Consider the following 19,662-nt stretch of genomic DNA (forward strand, 5'->3'; position numbering starts at 1 on the left):
CTCAATGAGCGGCTTTTCTTGTTTCTAATGTCCCTAAGATCAGAAACTACAATTGACTATCAATCATACAACCTGACGGCTGCGTGAGCTGATCATGATCAACCTTGTCTACTTTATAATTACCCCTAATAACTTAAATAGACCTTCCAAAGATCAAGAGTAACTACTTAGGAATCAATACCCCATATAGGGTATTTTTCTAGTTTTCGTCATAAATATCCTTGTATCCTTTTTCAGGTACTTCAAAGAATTTTCCAGTCACATATCGATAATGTCTGTCTAAATCGGCTAGATCTTTTAAGTCTTGTTTATCAAAATTAACTGCTGCAGATGCGATGTTGGATTTGATATGTCCTTCACTGGTAGATTTAGGAATCACAGCGGTACCACGTTGGTGAGACCAGGCAATTAAAATCTGTCCAGGTTCTACTTTGTGTTTCTTGGCTAGAGCTTGTACCGTATCCAGCTCCATCATATTAGGTTCATTGTCTTGCTTCATTCCATCAGATCGATCTCCGCTACCTAGAGGTGAATAGGCCGTCATATGAATTCCTTTATTACTACAAAATTCAAACAACTTGTCCTGTTGTAGCAATGGATGTAGTTCTACCTGATTCATTTCAGGAACATCGTCTGTTTTGGCTAAAAGGTCATTAAGCTTTTCAACGGAGAAGTTAGATACACCTACGTGCTTTGTTAAACCGTCATTTTTCAATTTAGTCATAGCTTCCCAGGTATCGATGATGGGCGCTTCTTCTGGTGATAAAAAGTCTTCCGGTCCAGATGGATTACTTACATCTGGTTTGAAGGCAACGGGCCAGTGCATTAAGTATAGATCAAGGTAGTCTAATTGCAAGTCCTTAAGCGTCTTTTCTAAAGCTGGCTTAACGTCTTTAGGTAAATGCGCATTGTTCCACAATTTTGATGTGATCCATACGTCTTCTCTTTTAATTTTTCCTTCAGAGAATACTTCATTGAATGCTTCACCTATCGCGGCTTCATTTCCATATGTGGCTGCACAGTCGATATGTCTGTAGCCATTATTTAATGCCATTTTTATGGCGTCTTTTACTTTTTCATCAGATGATTTCCAGGTTCCCAGACCTATGGCATCCATTTGGTCGCCATTTGTAAATTTTAAAGTTTTCATGTATTGTTTTTGTGAAAGTTACGCTTTCGCGAAAGCGAACTCTACACAAACATCTCACTTTGACACAACTTTAATAACTGGCACGTGGATGGTATTTTTCCAATACTTCTTTAAGATAAGTGCGATTGACGTGGACATAAATCTCTGTGGTCGTGATACTTTCATGTCCCAACATGGCTTGAATAGATCTCAAGTCAGCACCGTTTTCCAAAAGGTGAGTTGCAAAAGAATGCCTAAAAGTATGCGGACTTATCTTCTTCTTAAGGCCTACAATTTCTTTCAAATCTTGAATGATAGTAAAGATCATAGCTCTTGTAAGACCACTGCCGCGCCGGTTTAGAAACAGAGTATCGGTATGCTTAGGTTTAACGGGAATATGGGTGCGAACTAATTTTATATAGTCATTAATAATAGAAACGGTAGAAGATCCAATGGGTACATACCTTTGTTTATCACCTTTACCAGTCACGAGAATGACTCCTTCTTCAAAATAAAGGTCGCTTATCTTGAGAGCGGTAAGCTCTGAAACGCGCAATCCACATGCATATAAGGTTTCTAAAATTGCACGGTTGCGCTCACCGTGTGGTGTCGATCTATTTATGGCGTTGATTAGTTTATCAATTTCATCGACGCTCAAAGTGTCAGGTAATTTTCTTCCAGTTCGCGGCGTATCAATAGTTTCGGTTGGGTTGTCAACACGGTATTCTTCCATTTGAAGATAATTGAAAAACCCTTTGAGACTGCTAATGATACGTGCTTGAGTGGTTGGTTTTATCTCACTAGCGATATGGTATATAAAATCTTTTATAATAGTCGTGGTTATGGTGACTGGATCTGCTTGAAGTTCTCGATCCTCAATCCAACTAGCAAGTTTTTTGAGATCTCTTATGTATGCTTTAATCGTATTGTCAGACAGACCTCGTTCTAGTCTTAGGTATAGTTTAAAGTCTGCGATATGTCTAATCCAATTCACAGGTTAAAGGTCGGTAATAATTTTAAGGACCATTGCTGAAATAACAGGTTTACCTAAAACTTTGAAAGAGATAAGTTTACAATCGTTAAACAATTCTATTGATAATACTTTAACTATATGAAGGTTTTTTTGATAATTTCTTATGATAATAAGATTGAGCAACAAAATAATATTGCAGTCTAAACTAAAATTAAATCAAATGAAAAAAGTATTAGCAATTGCAGTAGTAGCTTTAGGATCCATAGGATTTGCACAAGCACAGGAAATTGATTTCGGTGTACAAGTTGGATACAATATCGCAAACCTTCAAGGCGATGACGTAGAAGATGTAGATGCACGTAATGGTATCAACATTGGGCTTACAGGTGAGTATGAATTTGGTCCTAGTTTTGGACTTTTAGTGGGAGCTATATATTCTCAACAAGGTGCAGAAGGTAATGGTGTAACCTTAAAATTAGATTATATCAATGTACCAGTACTTGCTAAATTTTATTTGGGCGGTTCTGGATTTTCAATTGATGCTGGACCACAAATAGGATTCAATGTTAAGGATGAAGTTGAAGTGGATAGAGGTATTTTCGAAGGATCAACTTCTGATTTTGATGCAGAATCTATTGACCTAAGCATTGGTGGCGGATTGACATATAAATTTAGAGAAGGAAGTACTCTGGAAGGATTATCATTAGGTGGTAGATACATGGTAGGTGTCTCTAATATCTATGAAGATAATGATACATTTAGTGACGATGTTACTAACCAAGTATTTTCAATCAACTTGGGATATAAGTTCTAGGTAAAAACTTAGATTAAAATCAAGCAGCCTCAATATTGAGGCTGTTTTTTTGTTTTCATATGTGAGTATGTTCTTGTGCATAGTATATTCGACGTTTTAAAAACCAAACTATTCATGAAAACAATTATCTCAACCGCTGTTCTATTGATGGCAGCACTTTTTTCTCAAGCACAATTCTCTGGAGGAGATGTCACAGTAGCGCCTCATATAGGTCTAGCATTAGGAACTTACAGTACTGATGACAACGTAACCTATAATTACCGTGAAGCACTAGCTGTGGGCGCCTCGCTTGATTATTACTTTAGCGACAGATGGAGCTTAAGATCTGGATTGTTTTATGCACCTATTGGAGCTGAAGATGATTTTGATAACGTGGATAAATTGAATTATTTATCCATTCCAGTAAATGCTAATTGGCATTTTGGAAGTCGTCGTAACTGGTATTTGAATTTTGGTTTTTCTGCAAAATTCTTGTTGAGTGCAAAAGGAGAGCTTTCCACAGGTGAAGAGATAGATCTTGAAAACTTTATCAAATCAACTGATTTTGGCTTGGATTTAGGTATAGGATATAGATTTAACGTGAACGAAAACTTTATGCTCTTTGGAGAAGTACAAGGATATGGAGGATTCATTGATGTATTAGACATTAATGATGTCGTTACTCCAGAACTTAGAAACAGTTCATCAACCATCAATTTTGGCGCTATATTCAAGTTGTAAAGAACCAATTCTACCATTCAAGAGCCACAACAGGAGTTGTGGCTTTTTTTATTTTCGCTTTCGCGAAAGCGTAATTACCAATATCTTTCATAAATGAAATTACTTATAATAAATGGTCCCAACCTGAACTTGTTGGGAAAGCGCCAGCCAGAAATTTACGGGTCTACCACTTTTGAACAGTTTTTTGCAGATCTTCAATTTCATTTTCAAGAAATAGAGCTTGCAAGCTTCCAGTCGAATGTGGAAGGTGAGTTGATCAATAAACTGCACGAGGCACAAGAGGAAAACTTTGATGGTGTCATCATAAATCCTGGTGCGTACACACACACATCGCTAGCAATAGCAGACGCAGTTTCATCCATTGAAACCGCCGTGGTTGAGGTTCATATTTCTAATGTGATGGATCGCGAAGAAATCAGACATATATCAATGATTTCAAAGAATGCTGCTGGAACGATTGCCGGATTTGGCCTGGATGGCTACAAACTAGCTATCCAATCTTTTTTGAACATGAGAGATAAATAACCGAATTCAATTCCAAATAAAAAACCCGCCTCAGTAAAAACTGAGACGGGTTTTTATGTTTCTAAAATCTTATTTATAGACCAGGATATCTTCCAGTAATGATGTCTATACCATCAATGATCCAACCTACAAGGAAGAAACCACCAGTTAAGATAAATGCTAGATTCCAATACCATGGGCTACCGAGGAACCAACGGTGACCTGCCAAGAATCCTGTAATAGGAATAATCCACAGCACAAATGCGATGGTTTGATCTTCTGACCAGTCTACAGCAGCTGGTGAACTTAAAACAGTTTCGGTTTCTTCAATGTTAGTAGTAGCGTTAACTGTAGTTACAATATTACGTTCTACTGGAAACGATGCGTAGCTAAATGAGCCTGCAAGCATAAAGATGCTCATCAAGGCAAGAGTAAGTTTGAATTTCATAAGCGATAGTTTTGTTAGTTATCTTTACCAAATATAGTTTTTTGCATGCGCCTACTTTTCTTCTTTGTATTTTTTCTAACGTTTTTCCCAGTAATAGCCCAGCAACGTGTTGATTATGTAGGCCTACTAGCCTTGCAGGACAGCACCTTTATTTCCTATAAATTAGAGCTTGTAGAAACCGATGGGATTTTAAAAGGATTTTCTTATACAGATCTTAATGGACCCCATGAATCTAAGAATACTTTAGTAGGTAGGTACAATTCAAAGGATAATAAAATAGAATTCCGTGAGGTTGATATCGTTTACACTAAATCACCTATCAAGGAGCTTGATTTCTGCTTTGTTTATTTTACAGGCAGTTTGCGCAATTTAAGAGGGAAAGCAACATTAGAGGGAAACTTCAAGAGTTATTATGACGATTTACAGCCATGTATCGATGGTAAATTGATCATGCAGGGTGAAGAAAAATTTACTCGAAAAACAGAAAAGATCACTAGCCGAGTTGAAAAAATGGATAAGATTCCAGACAGTGTAAAGCAACGAATTGCTAATAGTAAGTTCTTAAATTCTAGTGAGCGACAAGGATTAAAAGGTGGTGAGACCTTGAACGTCTTTTGGGAATCAAAAACAGCTTATCTAGAAATCTGGGATCCAGGAAAAGTCGATGGTGACGCGATGTCTATTGTTTTGAACGGAAAAGTGGTGAAAGAAAATTATGCACCGCTCAAGGCGAAAACTAAAATACCACTCACTTTCAACAAAGAGATCAACACTTTAGTGCTCAAAGCACTCTCAGAAGGTACTGATCCACCCAATACCGCCCAGATAAGAATCACAGACGGCAACGGAAAGGAAATAAGCATGCTTTCCAGCTTTAAAGTAGGTGAGCAGGTTAAGGTAGTTTTCTACCAGAAGGATTTAAAATAATTAAAATCCCTTGTCATGCTGAACTCGTTCCAGCATCTCCTCAAATGGAGTCCAATAGCCTAAGATTAATTGCGTTTGAATTTAAAAAGTTCAAACTCAAATATTCATAAGACCCTGAAATAAATCCAGGGTGACAAAAGGAATTTCTCTTTAATAAAAAACGCCCAGAATCCGCAAGGATCTGGGCGTTTTTATTTTTATTACTTAAAGGTGAACAATCAGAAATCAAAAACCTATAAGTGAATCACTTCACCATAAGCATCTGCAACGGCTTCCATCACCGCTTCACTCATCGTTGGGTGTGGATGTACTGCTTTTAGTACTTCGTGACCTGTAGTTTCTAGTTTACGTCCTAAGACCGCTTCAGCGATCATGTCCGTTACACCAGCGCCTATCATGTGACAGCCTAACCACTCGCCATACTTGGCATCAAAGATTACTTTGACAAAACCATCTTTCGCTCCAGAAGCACTTGCCTTACCTGATGCGCTAAATGGAAACTTACCAACTTTAATATCATAACCAGCTTCTTTAGCTTGCGCTTCAGTTAGACCTACACTGGCAATTTCTGGAGTAGAATAGGTACATCCTGGGATGTTGCCGTAATCCAATTTCTCCACGTGCATATCTGCTATTTTCTCAACGCATAATATTCCTTCTGCACTGGCAACGTGAGCTAATGCTGGACCAGCAGTGATATCACCTATCGCGTAATAACCTGGAATGTTGGTTTGGTACCAGTCGTTGACTAATACTTTACCACGATCTGTAGAGATTCCTACTTCTTCCAGACCAATGTTTTTTATGTTGGTTTCAATACCAACGGCACTCAAAACAATATCTGCTTCGAGAGTTTCTTCTCCTTTTTTGGTTTTGACAGTAGCCTTCACGCCATCGCCGCTTGTATCAACTCCAGTGACCTCGCTAGAAGTCATGATATTGATTCCAGCTTTCTTAAAGCTACGTTCCATTTGTTTGGATACATCAACATCTTCCACGGGAACGATTCGATCTAGGTATTCCACGATGGTCACTTCAGTTCCCATAGAATTGTAGAAATAGGCAAACTCAACGCCTATAGCCCCAGAACCTACGATGATCATTTTCTTAGGTTGCTTGTCAAGCGTCATCGCCTCACGATAGCCTATTACTTTCTTACCATCTTGTGGTAGAGAAGGCAGCGCTCTGGATTTTGCACCAGTTGCAATTATAATATGATTTGCCTCAACGGTAGATGTAGAATCATCCTCAGTTTTTACTTCAATTTTCTTTCCTTTCTTCAATGTTCCGTAACCCATGATCACGTCAATTTTGTTCTTTTTCATCAAGAACTGGACACCTTTGCTCATTCCATCGGCTACATCTCTAGAGCGCTTTACAACAGCTCCAAAATCTTTATCAGCACCTTCCACCTTCAATCCATAATCCTCTGCATGGTTCAGGTAATTAAAAACATCGGCACTTTTAATAAGCGCTTTGGTAGGAATACAACCCCAATTCAAACACACACCACCTAGAGATTCCTTTTCCACGATCGCCACTTTCATTCCCAATTGGGAAGCGCGTATCGCAGTCACATAGCCACCAGGACCACTACCTAAAACGATCACATCATATTTACTCATATCTATCCATTTTTAAGAGACGTAAAAATATAGAATAAACGGGTAACGATTGTATTTTTGACCAACCCATTTGCCATGTACAAATCCATCATCCGTCCACTTTTATTCCGCTTTGATCCAGAAGGCGTGCACCATTTTTCCTTCAAAGCCATAAAGTTTTTCAGCAAGGTGCCTGGTTTTAGTTCGCTTTCGCGAAAGCGTTACAAACTCCAACATCCTGCATTAAAAAGACATTTATTTGGATTGGAATTCGATAATCCTGTGGGCATGGCCGCAGGATTCGACAAAGACGCCAAAGCATTTGCCGAATTCTCCAATTTAGGATTTGGCTTTATCGAAATAGGAACACTGACGCCAAAACCCCAAGAAGGCAACCCAAAAACACGACTTTTCAGGCTAAAAGAAGATGGTGCCATCGTTAACCGGATGGGCTTCAACAATGGTGGCGTAGATGCAGCAGTGGAGCGATTAAAGAAAAATCCACCGGTCACTGAGCGTAGCCGAAGTGAGCGCAGTCGAAGTGAGCGTAGCCGAAGTCACACGTTGATTGGAGGAAATATTGGAAAGAACAAAACCACGCCCAATGAAAATGCGGTCGATGACTATATCATCTGTTTCAAAAAACTGTTTGATCACGTGGATTACTTCACAGTAAATGTGAGTTCGCCTAACACGCCAGGTTTACGCGAGCTACAAGATCGCAAACCACTCACGCATATTTTGCAGATCTTGCAAGATTTGAACAACGCAAAACCGGTTCGCAAACCAATACTTCTCAAAATCGCTCCAGACCTGACAGATAATCAATTACTCGACATCATTGGAATCGTAGAGGATACAAAAATCGACGGCGTCATCGCCTCAAACACAACCATCGAGCGCAAGGATTTAAAAAGTGATATCACACTTCAAAAAGAAGCTGGTGGCCTAAGCGGCGCACCACTTACAAATCGGGCAACTGAGGTGATTTCTTTCCTACACCAAAAAAGCAACGGCGCTTTTCCCATCATAGGAGTCGGCGGAATCATGAGCGCCCAAGACGCGATTGATAAAATCAAAGCAGGAGCAAGTTTAGTACAACTCTACACTGGCTTTGTTTATGAAGGGCCAGCGTTGGTTCGTGATATTAATAGAGAGATTATCAAACAAGGATTGTAGGTCGTGACTTGTCATGCCGCATTTATTGCGGCATCGGCTAGAATCGTACTCTTATAGATATGTTTGCAAGTAATTTCCACGGATGTCATCTTATTAAAATGATCCTGCAAGAACTAAAGAGACGCTGAAATAAATTCAGCGTGGCAGGGAAAAAAATAACACATATAATTGTCATGCTGAATTTATTTCAGCATCTCCCAGAGATATACCCCAATGCTAGAATCCTGTATCGCATTCTCACTAGCTGCATTTCTCCTTGCATTATCACCTGGACCAGATAACGTATTTGTCCTCACACAATCGGTCGCACGCGGAGCGAGATATGGAATCGCCGTTGCTAGTGGACTCATCACAGGCTGTATTTTTCATACCTCAGTAGTTGCTCTGGGATTTGCCGTAATCCTGCGTGATAATGAGTGGTTGTTACTGCTTATTAAAATTGCTGGTGCGATCTATCTCCTGTTTTTGGCTTACAAAGTGTATCGTTCGAGCGATAAAATCAAATTGGATGAAAGCACTGTAAATCCAGACTCCTGGTGGAAGCTTTACAGAATCGGCATCACGATGAATCTGCTGAATCCAAAAGTGACCTTATTTTTTCTAGCCTTACTACCCCAATTTGTAGTTCCAGCAGCTATGGAAGAATGGATGCAGATATATATATTAGGCGGAATCTTTATGCTGGTATCCTTGATTACTTTTTATACGATAGCTTTCTTAGGCGGCGGCGCTGCTAGATTCATTAGAAGCTCTAAATGGTTTGCGCCAGCCATGAAATGGATTCAGATTATCGTTTTTGTTGGAATTGCGGTGGCGATATTTGTTATTTAGTTTTTAACTAATTTGATGGTTTGATTTTTATTATTTTCATCTTTAATTACAATTAAATAATAGCCTGAATTTAATTTAGAGGTGTCTAATTTAAAGGGGCTTGACGATAGATTATTTTTAGCAAAAAGTAATTTTCCAGTTATATCAAATAATTGAACAGATTGAAGGCCATATTTAGAGTCGATAGTGACTAAGTTGGAAGATGGATTAGGATACACTTTGATGACAGGCTGTTCACTAGAGCTGGGATTAACTATTGAAAGGGTGAAGTTTTCAATACTACCAGAGTATAATTCATATCCATTATTTTCGGTATTTCCCCATAAAAAAATATTTTCATTATTTACTCTCATATGCGTCCACTCGGGTGAACGACCATCTTCTAAATATTGTAAGTCGTCATTTAAAACATTAAAGTTGATGATCTGTTCCTGTTCAGTCTCATCATCGTGAACGACCACACTTCTTATACCTCCAGAAGTTATAATCGCGTACAATTTATTTTTGGAAGAAATAAGATCAAAAAACAATTTGAAGCCAGTAAAGTCAGAAAATATCTCTTGACTTACACCATTTACAAGCTTAAAGATTTTACGGGACACTCGAGAAAATCGTGCGTCAGAATGTTCAGTAACGTAAATGTTCTTTTCTGTCGAGATTATATTATTTATCAAATTCCCACTAGATCCAAGAAAATTCTCTGATATTCTTTCAGTTCCGTTGGTTGTTCCATCAGTTTTATAGAGAGAATATCTCCCAACGTTGAAATACATTGTTCCATCTAACAATGCAGCATGTCGAGAATCGATAAAATCACTTTCTGACTGAGAAAATTCTTTTAAAATAACAACTTCATTATTAACTAGTTTGCACACCTTATAGATGAAATTAAAGTCGTCATGTTTTAGAACAATCAAAGAATTTTCCAGAATAAATGTGTTTACTATATCTTCATCGAGGACTCTAACATTTGACACTTCATCTGTAAAGTCGAACTGCACTAATCTGGTTTCACCAGATAGTGCTAATAAATTAGCGTAGTAGGTATCAACTAAATAATAAATATTTTGAAGTGTGCTATTTTCAAACCCTGCACCAAAATTTAATTCTTTGGTATTTTCAACACTACCATCGGTAGTAAAGATTAAATTTTCATCATCTGTATTACCATTAAAAAAGAATTTATTATTGGCTACAAATGCATTTTTACGCCCAAAATCAAAGTTGCCCGAGACCATACCATCTCCATTTGGATTGATATCTTTTAATAAAAAAGTACCACTTTGTGTTCCATCGGTAATCCATGGTTCTACACCTTTATTCCTTGTTTCAGCTGCAAAGAAATATTTGCTATCATTAGATATATTTGGAGATGACTTTAAAATTCTATCAAACTTATCACCATTTCCTTTTAAAAATAGATTGTTTGGCGGCTGGCTATTTGCAAAAACTAAGCTAGAGCCTGATTGGGATCGTATCCCATTAAATCCTTGAAAGAGGACGCCATCTTTAAAGGTAGAGATTATATTTTCATCAAAACGAATTCCTGAGTCGCTATGGTTCAAATCTTGGACAAGTTCAACTGTACCAAATGTAGAATCATAACTAAAAAGCTCAAAACCAGTAGTTTCATCATTTGCCACAAGATAAGTTTTCCCATTTAATTCGAGATATTCATTATCCACAGCGGTAGTTTGTGATGAGCTGATGGCATTTAACATAGTAATATTGTCGGAGTTAGGGTCTGTTTTGAAAAAAAATCCAAATTCTCTATTAGGAGTAAACCGATTTGCAAAGATAATGGTGCCGTTTGTGCTCGCGTGAATATCATCAGTCAGAATATTATCGACTCCGGTTTGATTTGTCAGTTTTTTTGTTCCAGAAATTGTACCATCTGTTCTCCATATGTTACTAGTATCCCGACTATTCCCGTAGAGAAAATAAATGTCACTGTCAGTCGCTACAATTTGCTCTTCTACAAATATGCCGGAACTACCGTTATTTGAAGTTATGAACGTTATCAGTTCAGTGCCTGAAGAACTACCATTAGTTTTCCATATTTGGACATCAGTACCTTTTTCACTAAATATATAAAGCTGGCCATTTAATTGAGCGGCAGTAATTACTCCAGAATCGGAAACTATTCCACTATTGTTTGAAGTAATGGGTGATGTTCCCATTGCGCTTCCATCTGTTTTCCATAATGCAACTTCAGTTCCATTAGTCGATGGAGTATAACCTAAAAAAAGTAAATTGTTATTTATGGGGTCATTATAAATGCTATTTGCTCCATCGCCTGATGCATTGATGTCCAATAATAACGTTGTTCCATCTGTTGTTCCATCAGTTCTCCATATTTCTTGACCATAAATATTGTCATCAGCTATAAAAAAAACAAAATTATTTAATCCAACAAATGATTGAAAGGTGCTACTTCCATTAGTATTTATATCCTTTAAAAGAAATGTCCCTTCAACTGTTCCGTCTGAAACATAAGGTTCAAGACCATGATTTTCATTATCTAAACTAAAATATGCCTTACCATTGTAATCGTAGAAATTACTTAAAGTATTTGTAAACGTACTAGGTTCTAGTATAATAATTAATTGACTCGTATTAGATATCTTATCGTACACAAAAAGCCTTTCCACTCTACTACGCCTATTCCTTTCTAAATAAAAAAGTTTGTTATTTGACGTTCCAGCTAGAGTTAAATCAATAAAATTATTTTCAGCATTTGATATCCCAGTGAACACTGTTTTATTAAGTGCTTCATCAAAGTAAAAAACACCCGTTTTAACGTTTGGATTGTCTGCTAGAAAATAAAAGCCATCAAGATCTTTTGTTAGTGATCTTGGTTTTGAAGAGCCGTAGTCATTAATTTGATTCAAAGTTAAATTCAATTCTTGAGCATAGATTAAACTTTGACTCATCACTATTATTAATAATAAGTAAATTGCTTTCATATATTTATTGCTGATCAAAATCTCAAACCTTTATTGACTCAATTACTTAGCTAGATTATCTAGTCATGAGGAACATTTGATATTTTTTTTTAAATATTATCAATTATAGACAAAATAATCATCATTAAAACTTTCAGCTATTCCGCTTTCGCGAAAGCAAACTCCTTACTAAAATTAATAGCCGTTTCAATCAATGCTAAGTGTGAATAGGCCTGCGGGAAATTCCCTAGCAATCGCTTCGTCTTGAAATCAATATCCTCGCTAAATAATCCCAAGTGATTGCTGTAGGATAATAACTGATCAAAATAAGCGCGCGCTTTCTCGGTCTCGCCAATTTTATGCAGGCTATCAATCAGCCAAAATGTACAGATCGTAAATGATGAACTAGGCTCACCAAAATCATCATTATTCTTGTAACGATACATCAAACCATTATTACACAACTCTTTTTCAGTAGCCTGCACGGTGCTGATAAATCGGGCATCGTCAGCCTTGATGAATCCGTATTGCTGCATTAAAAGGGTTGACGCATCCAGATCTTTGGAGCCGTAAGATTGTGTGTATGCTTGGACTTCTTCATTCCATCCATTCGTATAAATATCATCGTGAATCTCACTGCGCAAAGCGCGCCATTCTTCTAAGTATTTAATTTTTCCTAATATTTCACTGATCTTGATGGCTCTATCTATCGCAACCCAACACAACAATTTGGAAAATACAAAGTGGCGATCTTCAGTTCGTAATTCCCAGATTCCTTTGTCGGGTTCTTGCCAGTGTAAATTCACAATGGAAGTAATGCTTTTAATGATGGTCCACAATTCTTCACTATTATCAAGACTGGTCTCAAATTGAACGAACTGTTGGTAGATAACTTCCATCAATATACCATAGATATCATTTTGTTTCTGGATGTATGCAGCGTTCCCAATTCGTACAGGGCTGGAATCCTTGTAACCAGAAAGGTGATCCAGAAATTCTTCAGTAAGGTCCTTCTCACCATTGATACCATACATAATTTGGATCTTCTCATCCTTTTCTGGAATGGTGTTTACTATAAACTGCAAGAACCTCCTTGCAGATTTCATATGACCCAATCCAGCAATTACACGTATCACCATTGATGCATCACGTATCCAGCAAAACCGATAATCCCAGTTTCGTACCTCACCTATGGTTTCTGGTAAGCTTGTCGTGGCGGCCGCAAGAACGGCTCCTGTTTTTTCGAATGTCAATGCTTTTAAGGTCAGCGCGCTTCGTACAATTTCTTCCTGATATAATGGATATCGAGTGGTGCGCTCACTCCAATTCATCCAGTAGGTTTTGGTACGTTGGAACTTTAGATAAGCTCTATCCAGCGTTTGTGCTGTCAGTTTCTCGTGATAGGATAACAACAAGAACGCATTGGTTTCTAGAGTAAATTGATTTCCAGCAATGATGTCCTCATTGTTGAGATCGCTGTAGAGAAATATAGACTCATATTCTCCTTCTGCAGTCATACTGTGGATATACTCGCCTTCATCAACTGTTGTGGTTTTTCCTGCAGCATATTTCAGTTTTGGATCATAGTTGATCTTAAACTGAGGCTTTCCTTTTAGTAAACGTATAAATCTCACGATATCTGGTGGCGCATAAAAACTACCATCATTATGTGGATAGCGCGGCATAAAATCGATAACCTGAAAGGCATCATTACCGTTGTCAAAATTTGTCGTCAATATGTTGGTCTGCCACAAATATTCCTGGCTTATCTCATAGGAATCGTCCAGTTCAAAACCTAGGCTTCCACCTATTTCATCGTCAAGAATCTTGGCAAAAACAGATGCACTGTCAAAGATGGGTAAGCAACACCAGTCGATTGATCCACGATCAGATACCAGGGCAGCACTTTTGCAATTTCCAATGATTCCGTAGTTCAGGTTTTCCATAAAAAAGATAAGGTTATCTATAATCCATTGCGGATTTTATTCTCAATTGTCGAAATTTAAGGATTAAACAACCATTCACATAAAAACACTCCATTTTATGAGTAAAACTATCATCGTTTCCAATCGCCTGCCGCTTCAACTCTCTATTGAGGATGGTAAAGTAAGTTCAGAACCCAGCGTTGGCGGCCTTGCCACGGGACTTAAATCTGTACATAGGGACAGCAATGGTATCTGGATAGGCTGGACAGGATTGACGCAGGAAGAGACGCCATCAGAACTAAAAGCAGACATTGACAATGCTGTTGAAAAAGAGCAATGTGCGGCTGTGGAACTTACCCAGAGCGATATGGACGGCTTCTACTACGGTTTTAGCAATCGCACCATCTGGCCCCTGTACCATTATTTTATGGAATATGCAGAATTTGATGATGAAAATTGGGAAATCTACAAATCGGTTAACCAGAAGTTTGCTGATGTTGTTTTGGAAAACATTGAAGATGGTGATACCGTATGGGTCCACGATTATCAGTTGATGTTGTTACCGCAAATGATCAAAGAAAAAAGGCCTGATGTTTCTATCGGTTTTTTCCTCCATATCCCATTTCCTTCCTATGAGGTTTTCAGGACGTTGCCCTGGCGTGACCAGATTTTGAAAGGGCTTTTGGGAGCTGATTTGCTCGGTTTTCACACCTATGACTACGAGCGTCATTTCCTGAGCTCGGTCAGTAGAATTTTGGGCTATGAGGTGAGTTTTAATGAAATCACCTTCAAGGACCGTCACATTACCGTGGATAGCTTTCCGATGGGAATTGATTATGAGAAGTTCCACGCTTTCGCGAAAGCGAACTACGAACAAACTGATAAAACACAGAGCGAGCTTCAACGTCGACTCGATCTACACGCAACGGCAACACCAGACGCCAAAATGATTTTATCCATCGATCGATTGGATTATACTAAGGGAATCGCCAGCAGGCTCAAGGCATTTGAACATTTTCTGGAGAAATATCCGGAATATACAGAGAAGGTTAGATTGGTGATGCTCGCTGTTCCCAGTCGTTCCAATGTTCCTCAATACCAGGTTTTGAAAAAAGAGATCGATGAGCTCGTGGGAAGCATCAACGGTAGGTTCTCTACCGTGAGTTGGACGCCAGTGTGGTATTTCTATAGATCGATGCCGTTCAATAATTTGATCGATTTATATACCTCGTGTGATGTGGCATTGATCACACCTATACGTGATGGAATGAACCTCGTGGCCAAAGAATATATCGCCACAAGAATCGATCGTACAGGAGTGTTGATCTTGTCAGAGATGGCTGGAGCAGCAAAGGAAATGAATGAGGCATTGTTGATTAATCCCAATGATATAGGCCTGATTGCAGATACCATTAAAGAAGCGCTGGAAATGCCAGAAGAAGAGCAGAAGAAGCGAAACAAATTTATGCAAAAACGCCTGGAACGTTACAACGTAGAAAAATGGGCAAAAGACTTTATGAATAAACTAGACTCTATTAAAGGAATACAATCACAAGCCAAAGCGCAGCACATTAACAACAGTAAGCAAGAAGAGATCTTGGCCAAATTTAAAAATGCTAATAAGCGCATTTTCTTCCTTGATTATGACGGCACCTTACGCGCTTTTGTCAATAACCCTGGTGACGCAAAACCAGACCAGAAATTATTGGATTTAGTTACAAAACTACAAGCCGAAGAGAAGAATGAAGTCGTCATTATTAGTGGTCGTGATTCTGGAACCCTAGGAGAATGGTTCAAAGATGTACCGGTGACACTTATTTCAGAACACGGTGTTCTTAAGAAAACTTATGGTGGAGAATGGGAATTGACTGAGTCAATGAACAGCGATTGGGTACCAACAGTACAACCCGTATTACAGACTTTTGTGGACCGCACACCGGGAACATTTATTGAAGAAAAGAAATATTCCATCGCCTGGCATTACCGCAAAGCAGATCCAGACCTGGGAGAACAACGTGCGAATGAACTTTCCAATGTAATTCGGGAATTGACCAGCAATCACGGTTTGAGCGTGCTTTCAGGAAACAAGGTATTGGAAATCAAGAGCAGCAACGTTCACAAAGGAAAGGCTGCAACCAATCATATCTTGAACCAAGAGTACGATTTCATCTTCTGCATAGGCGACGACTGGACAGATGAATTTATGTTCCAGGATCTACCAGAAGACGCCATCACAGTTAAAGTAGGCGTCGCAAATACCGCAGCGCGATTTTACGTGGACGATACAGATCACGTGAGAAAGATCTTAAACGCCTTTGCAGAATAATTCATTGGTTCCGTGAAATTCAAACTTGGTATAATTAACAAAATGAGTTGGTTTGGCTTCTTGTTCATCTTCGTCATGGCCTGCCAAACCACCAACCATCAGTTGCCATCGCAGCGTTACAAGCAATTGTCTTTGGACAGTGGTTATGAAATTTCTGGTGATACTTTGATCATCAACCTACAAAATCCCGTTCACGCGCCAATGCGTTATAAGATTTCAACAGATGACCCTAATCTTAAAAGACTAATTCCCACGAACTGGATACAATTGAAATCTTTAGAGGATAGTACTATTGTTTTGAGGGATTCCGCTTTCGCGAAAGCGAACACATCTCAAATACAGATGTCCATATTATTTGGTGATCCAAATGTAGAGGTACGTCCGCATCCAATCCACCTTCCAACCGCATTAAATAAACCGGTGGCGATGATGCAGGTCTATAATGGTAATTTCTCTCACTTCAAGACAAACTCAAGGTACGCATTGGATTTCACGATGGCAGAAGGTGATACCGTCTATGCCGCAGACGCTGGTCGTGTGATAGGCGTCATCAAGGATTATGAGCGCGGCGGCAATGATGTGAAATGGACAGATTTTGCCAATTTTATAACGATCTACAATAATAAAGCGAACTGGTTCACCCAGTATGTTCATTTGAAAAAGAATGGAGCTTTTGTGAAAATAGGCGATAGCATCGTGCCGGGTCAACCCATTGGACTTTCAGGAAAAACGGGCTACACCAGTAAGGAGCATTTGCATTTCAACGTTTTTAAAACGACAAATGAAGGTAACGGTATAATTTCAATGCCAGTAACCTTTTTTTATGTAGGCAAAGGCGCAGATTTGAAACAAGGTGAAATGGTGACGCGCAGTTCTGCTCAAAATTCTGCATCAAAGTAGAGCGTGTCTTATCTTTACAGGAATGGAGAAAGTCAAAATCATAGAATGTCCACGTGATGCGATGCAGGGAATCAAGGATATGATTCCAACTGCAGATAAGGTTCAATACATACAATCGCTGTTGCGGTGTGGTTTTGATACGCTGGATTTTGGCAGTTTTGTTTCTCCACGAGCGATTCCGCAAATGGTTGATACCGCAGAAGTTCTCGCGCAACTGGACCTCTCAAAAACCGATTCCAAACTTCTAGCTATCGTAGCAAACTTGCGAGGTGCGCAAGATGCCTGTGAGCATCCAGAAATTGATTACTTAGGTTATCCATTTTCTATTTCGGAGAATTTCCAAATGCGGAATACCCACAAAACCATTGCACAGTCGGTTGAATTGTTACAGGAAATTTTAGATCTCGCTTTCACGAAAGGGAAAAAAGTCGTCGTCTATATATCCATGGGATTTGGAAATCCTTACGGTGACCCTTGGAATGTAGATGTAGTAGGCGAGTGGACCGAAAAATTAAGCGCCATGGGCGTTGAGATCTTGTCATTATCAGACACCGTTGGAACCTCAGATCCAGAATCTATTGATTATCTATTTTCTAATTTGATTCCTAAATACCCAAAAATTGAATTTGGCGCACACTTACACACCACGCCAGACAAATGGCATGAGAAAATAGATGCTGCTTACAAAGCCGGTTGCCGCAGATTTGATGGAGCGATACAAGGATTCGGCGGTTGTCCGATGGCAAAGGACGAACTTACCGGCAATATGCCAACTGAGAAAATGGTAAGTTATTTCAACGCTGTAAAAGCAGATTGCAACGTCAACGCGATGCCTTTTGAGAGTAGCTATAATGAGGCTACCAAAATTTTTAGGCAGTATCATTAAGGTCTCAGGAGTAAATTTCAAATTCTAATTCCAAAATATTCAAGACTGGCTTTGTCATGCTGACGCAGGTCAGCATCTCCCATTATAGAGTTCAAGCGCATGTCGTCTTATACAAATTCATGAAAGTAATTGGTAAGAATCGAATAGTGGAAGTAGTAAGCAGACCCTGAAATAAATTCAGGGTGACAACTTGAATACTAGAGCCTGATCTGTATTCAAGTTCACGGTTATTGGACAAAAAAGTAAAGTCATTTAAAAGATTCCTGTTTCGAGCGTAAGTAGAGAAAACCAATGAGCAAGATTTCTGTGTGTTAATCCACTTGCACATCAAACTAACAAGTGTTAGTTTCGTAGGGAATTAACGACTTAATTAGAGTGAACAAATTCCACGACATACGATTATCAGAGGTTTACAAAGAAACCGAAGACACTACAGTACTTGCTTTTGATGTGCCTGAAGAGCTAAGATCTGACTTTGATTACCGTCAAGGACAGTTTTTGACCTTGAGGGCAACTATCAATGGCGAAGACGTGAGACGCAGCTATTCGTTGTGTAGCAGTCCGCTGGATCAAGAGTGGAAAGTGGCCGTCAAAGAAATATTTGAAGGGAAGTTTTCTACCTATGTCAATCGTGAACTTAAAACCGGAGACACATTGCAAGTTGCTGCTCCTAGCGGTGATTTCGGGATTGAATGCGTCGATGAAAAGCAGACTAAAAACTATATTGCTTTTGCTGCTGGTAGTGGTATCACGCCTATGTTGAGTATTATTAAGACGCATTTACAAAGCGAGCCAAATGCCAAATTCAAGTTATTCTACTTGAACCGCACGGCAAAATCCATTATCTTCAAAGAAGAGATTGAGGCTCTGAAAAACAAATACTTAAGTAGGTTTGAAGTCTTTTATTTTTTGAGCAGAGAGCATAGAGATATCCCTTTGTTCAATGGAAGATTTGACAAAGAGAAATTACAACAGCTGACTCAAACTTTGATAAATGCTCCGCATACAGATGAAGCTTTTATTTGCGGTCCAGAAGAGATGATTTTCTTGATTAGGGACGAATTGGTTGCCGCTGGAATGGAGAAAGAAAATGTTCATTTCGAACTGTTTGTGAGTGGTTTGAGTGATGCAGACAAAGCCAGAGCAGCCGCTGCACTAGAGAAAAAGGTTCAAGGTGTAGACGTGACCATTATTGATGGTAGTAAAGAGTTCCATTTTGTTTTGGCAGATGAATTTGACAACGTTCTCGATGGAGCGATAGCCGCTGGTGCAGATTTACCATACGCCTGCAAAGGTGGCGTTTGCAGCACATGTAAATGCAAGGTAGAAGAAGGAAGTGTTGAGATGAAAGTCAATTATGCATTGAGTGATGATGAGGTGGCAAAAGGCTACGTGTTAAGTTGTGTAAGCGTACCCACCAGTAAGAAATTAGTAGTGAATTATGATGTTTGATGTCATGCTGAACTCGTTTCAGCATCTCAATAATTAAATAACGATGTTGAAGTTTAGTTCGCTTTCGCGAAAGCGAGATCACGAGAAACACGTTAACAA

Annotated in this window: 16 protein-coding genes; 10 read left to right on the plus strand and 6 right to left on the minus strand. The window is 38.9% G+C overall.

Annotated features, from left to right (window positions below; genetic code table 11):
• Window positions 1–199 precede the first annotated feature (199 nt).
• Window positions 200–1,150: an aldo/keto reductase gene (locus BLO34_RS00855; protein WP_090751753.1), complete on the minus strand. Its 951-nt coding sequence runs from the start codon at window positions 1,148–1,150 to the stop codon at window positions 200–202.
• Between the two features lie 70 nt (window positions 1,151–1,220).
• Window positions 1,221–2,123 (minus strand): site-specific tyrosine recombinase XerD, encoded by a 903-nt coding sequence (gene xerD, locus BLO34_RS00860; protein WP_090751755.1) that lies wholly within the window; start codon window positions 2,121–2,123, stop codon window positions 1,221–1,223.
• A gap of 199 nt (window positions 2,124–2,322) precedes the next feature.
• Between xerD and BLO34_RS00865 the strand changes: the two genes are divergently transcribed.
• From BLO34_RS00865 to aroQ, 3 genes are all read left to right on the plus strand, one after another.
• Window positions 2,323–2,916 (plus strand): porin family protein, encoded by a 594-nt coding sequence (locus BLO34_RS00865; protein WP_157686587.1) that lies wholly within the window; start codon window positions 2,323–2,325, stop codon window positions 2,914–2,916.
• A 114-nt stretch (window positions 2,917–3,030) separates the two neighbouring features.
• Complete coding sequence (locus tag BLO34_RS00870) at window positions 3,031–3,636, plus strand: porin family protein (RefSeq protein ID WP_090751759.1); 606 nt, start codon at window positions 3,031–3,033, stop codon at window positions 3,634–3,636.
• Window positions 3,637–3,729: 93 nt separating this feature from the next.
• A complete protein-coding gene (aroQ, locus tag BLO34_RS00875; protein WP_090751761.1) occupies window positions 3,730–4,161 on the plus strand; it encodes a type II 3-dehydroquinate dehydratase in 432 nt (143 codons plus the stop codon).
• A gap of 73 nt (window positions 4,162–4,234) precedes the next feature.
• Here aroQ and BLO34_RS00880 read toward each other — a convergent pair whose 3' ends face one another.
• The gene (locus tag BLO34_RS00880) at window positions 4,235–4,588 is read right to left on the minus strand and encodes an NINE protein (RefSeq protein ID WP_090751763.1); all 354 of its coding nucleotides are present in this window, start codon (window positions 4,586–4,588) and stop codon (window positions 4,235–4,237) included.
• A gap of 45 nt (window positions 4,589–4,633) precedes the next feature.
• On the opposite strand from BLO34_RS00880, the gene BLO34_RS00885 reads away from it, so the two are divergent.
• Window positions 4,634–5,515, plus strand: a complete 882-nt coding sequence (locus BLO34_RS00885) for a hypothetical protein (RefSeq protein WP_090751765.1) — start codon at window positions 4,634–4,636, stop codon at window positions 5,513–5,515.
• A 233-nt stretch (window positions 5,516–5,748) separates the two neighbouring features.
• Here BLO34_RS00885 and lpdA read toward each other — a convergent pair whose 3' ends face one another.
• A complete protein-coding gene (gene lpdA / locus BLO34_RS00890) occupies window positions 5,749–7,140 on the minus strand; it encodes a dihydrolipoyl dehydrogenase (RefSeq protein ID WP_090751767.1) in 1,392 nt (463 codons plus the stop codon).
• 75 nt (window positions 7,141–7,215) lie between these two features.
• On the opposite strand from lpdA, the gene BLO34_RS00895 reads away from it, so the two are divergent.
• Both BLO34_RS00895 and BLO34_RS00900 read left to right on the plus strand, forming a co-directional pair.
• Entirely contained in the window at window positions 7,216–8,298 is a 1,083-nt protein-coding gene (locus BLO34_RS00895) for a quinone-dependent dihydroorotate dehydrogenase (RefSeq protein ID WP_090751769.1), read from the plus strand.
• 213 nt (window positions 8,299–8,511) lie between these two features.
• Complete coding sequence (locus BLO34_RS00900) at window positions 8,512–9,129, plus strand: LysE family translocator (RefSeq protein WP_090751771.1); 618 nt, start codon at window positions 8,512–8,514, stop codon at window positions 9,127–9,129.
• Here the strand turns inward: BLO34_RS00900 and BLO34_RS00905 are convergent.
• Complete coding sequence (locus BLO34_RS00905; protein ID WP_090751773.1) at window positions 9,126–12,095, minus strand: T9SS type A sorting domain-containing protein; 2,970 nt, start codon at window positions 12,093–12,095, stop codon at window positions 9,126–9,128. The two genes, BLO34_RS00900 and BLO34_RS00905, sit on opposite strands and share 4 nt — an antisense overlap.
• Window positions 12,096–12,232: 137 nt before the next feature.
• On the minus strand, window positions 12,233–14,020 hold the full coding sequence (locus tag BLO34_RS00910) for a glycoside hydrolase family 15 protein (protein ID WP_090751775.1): 1,788 nt from the start codon (window positions 14,018–14,020) through the stop codon (window positions 12,233–12,235).
• A 97-nt stretch (window positions 14,021–14,117) separates the two neighbouring features.
• On the opposite strand from BLO34_RS00910, the gene BLO34_RS00915 reads away from it, so the two are divergent.
• From BLO34_RS00915 to paaE, 4 genes are all read left to right on the plus strand, one after another.
• Complete coding sequence (locus BLO34_RS00915; RefSeq protein ID WP_090751776.1) at window positions 14,118–16,325, plus strand: bifunctional alpha,alpha-trehalose-phosphate synthase (UDP-forming)/trehalose-phosphatase; 2,208 nt, start codon at window positions 14,118–14,120, stop codon at window positions 16,323–16,325.
• 75 nt (window positions 16,326–16,400) lie between these two features.
• On the plus strand, window positions 16,401–17,225 hold the full coding sequence (locus tag BLO34_RS00920; RefSeq protein ID WP_157686589.1) for a M23 family metallopeptidase: 825 nt from the start codon (window positions 16,401–16,403) through the stop codon (window positions 17,223–17,225).
• A gap of 22 nt (window positions 17,226–17,247) precedes the next feature.
• Window positions 17,248–18,111: a hydroxymethylglutaryl-CoA lyase gene (locus BLO34_RS00925; RefSeq protein WP_090751780.1), complete on the plus strand. Its 864-nt coding sequence runs from the start codon at window positions 17,248–17,250 to the stop codon at window positions 18,109–18,111.
• 375 nt (window positions 18,112–18,486) lie between these two features.
• Window positions 18,487–19,563, plus strand: a complete 1,077-nt coding sequence (gene paaE, locus BLO34_RS00930) for a 1,2-phenylacetyl-CoA epoxidase subunit PaaE (protein WP_090751782.1) — start codon at window positions 18,487–18,489, stop codon at window positions 19,561–19,563.
• The last annotated feature ends 99 nt before the right edge of the window (window positions 19,564–19,662 follow it).

It is taken from the genome of Nonlabens sp. Hel1_33_55 (genome assembly GCF_900101765.1).
In the GTDB taxonomy this organism is placed as follows: Bacteria; Bacteroidota; Bacteroidia; order Flavobacteriales; family Flavobacteriaceae; genus Nonlabens.

Bases quoted from the DNA above. Each gene is read 5' to 3' on its own strand.
- BLO34_RS00855 (WP_090751753.1), bottom strand. From the start codon at position 1,150: ATGAAAACTTTAAAATTTACAAATGGCGACCAAATGGATGCCATAGGT.
- BLO34_RS00865 (WP_157686587.1), top strand. From the start codon at position 2,323: ATGAAAAAAGTATTAGCAATTGCAGTAGTAGCTTTAGGATCCATAGGA.
- BLO34_RS00870 (WP_090751759.1), top strand. From the start codon at position 3,031: ATGAAAACAATTATCTCAACCGCTGTTCTATTGATGGCAGCACTTTTT.
- aroQ (WP_090751761.1), top strand. From the start codon at position 3,730: ATGAAATTACTTATAATAAATGGTCCCAACCTGAACTTGTTGGGAAAG.
- BLO34_RS00880 (WP_090751763.1), bottom strand. From the start codon at position 4,588: ATGAAATTCAAACTTACTCTTGCCTTGATGAGCATCTTTATGCTTGCA.
- BLO34_RS00885 (WP_090751765.1), top strand. From the start codon at position 4,634: ATGCGCCTACTTTTCTTCTTTGTATTTTTTCTAACGTTTTTCCCAGTA.
- lpdA (WP_090751767.1), bottom strand. From the start codon at position 7,140: ATGAGTAAATATGATGTGATCGTTTTAGGTAGTGGTCCTGGTGGCTAT.
- BLO34_RS00895 (WP_090751769.1), top strand. From the start codon at position 7,216: ATGTACAAATCCATCATCCGTCCACTTTTATTCCGCTTTGATCCAGAA.
- BLO34_RS00900 (WP_090751771.1), top strand. From the start codon at position 8,512: ATGCTAGAATCCTGTATCGCATTCTCACTAGCTGCATTTCTCCTTGCA.
- BLO34_RS00905 (WP_090751773.1), bottom strand. From the start codon at position 12,095: ATGAAAGCAATTTACTTATTATTAATAATAGTGATGAGTCAAAGTTTA.
- BLO34_RS00910 (WP_090751775.1), bottom strand. From the start codon at position 14,020: ATGGAAAACCTGAACTACGGAATCATTGGAAATTGCAAAAGTGCTGCC.
- BLO34_RS00915 (WP_090751776.1), top strand. From the start codon at position 14,118: ATGAGTAAAACTATCATCGTTTCCAATCGCCTGCCGCTTCAACTCTCT.
- BLO34_RS00920 (WP_157686589.1), top strand. From the start codon at position 16,401: ATGGCCTGCCAAACCACCAACCATCAGTTGCCATCGCAGCGTTACAAG.
- BLO34_RS00925 (WP_090751780.1), top strand. From the start codon at position 17,248: ATGGAGAAAGTCAAAATCATAGAATGTCCACGTGATGCGATGCAGGGA.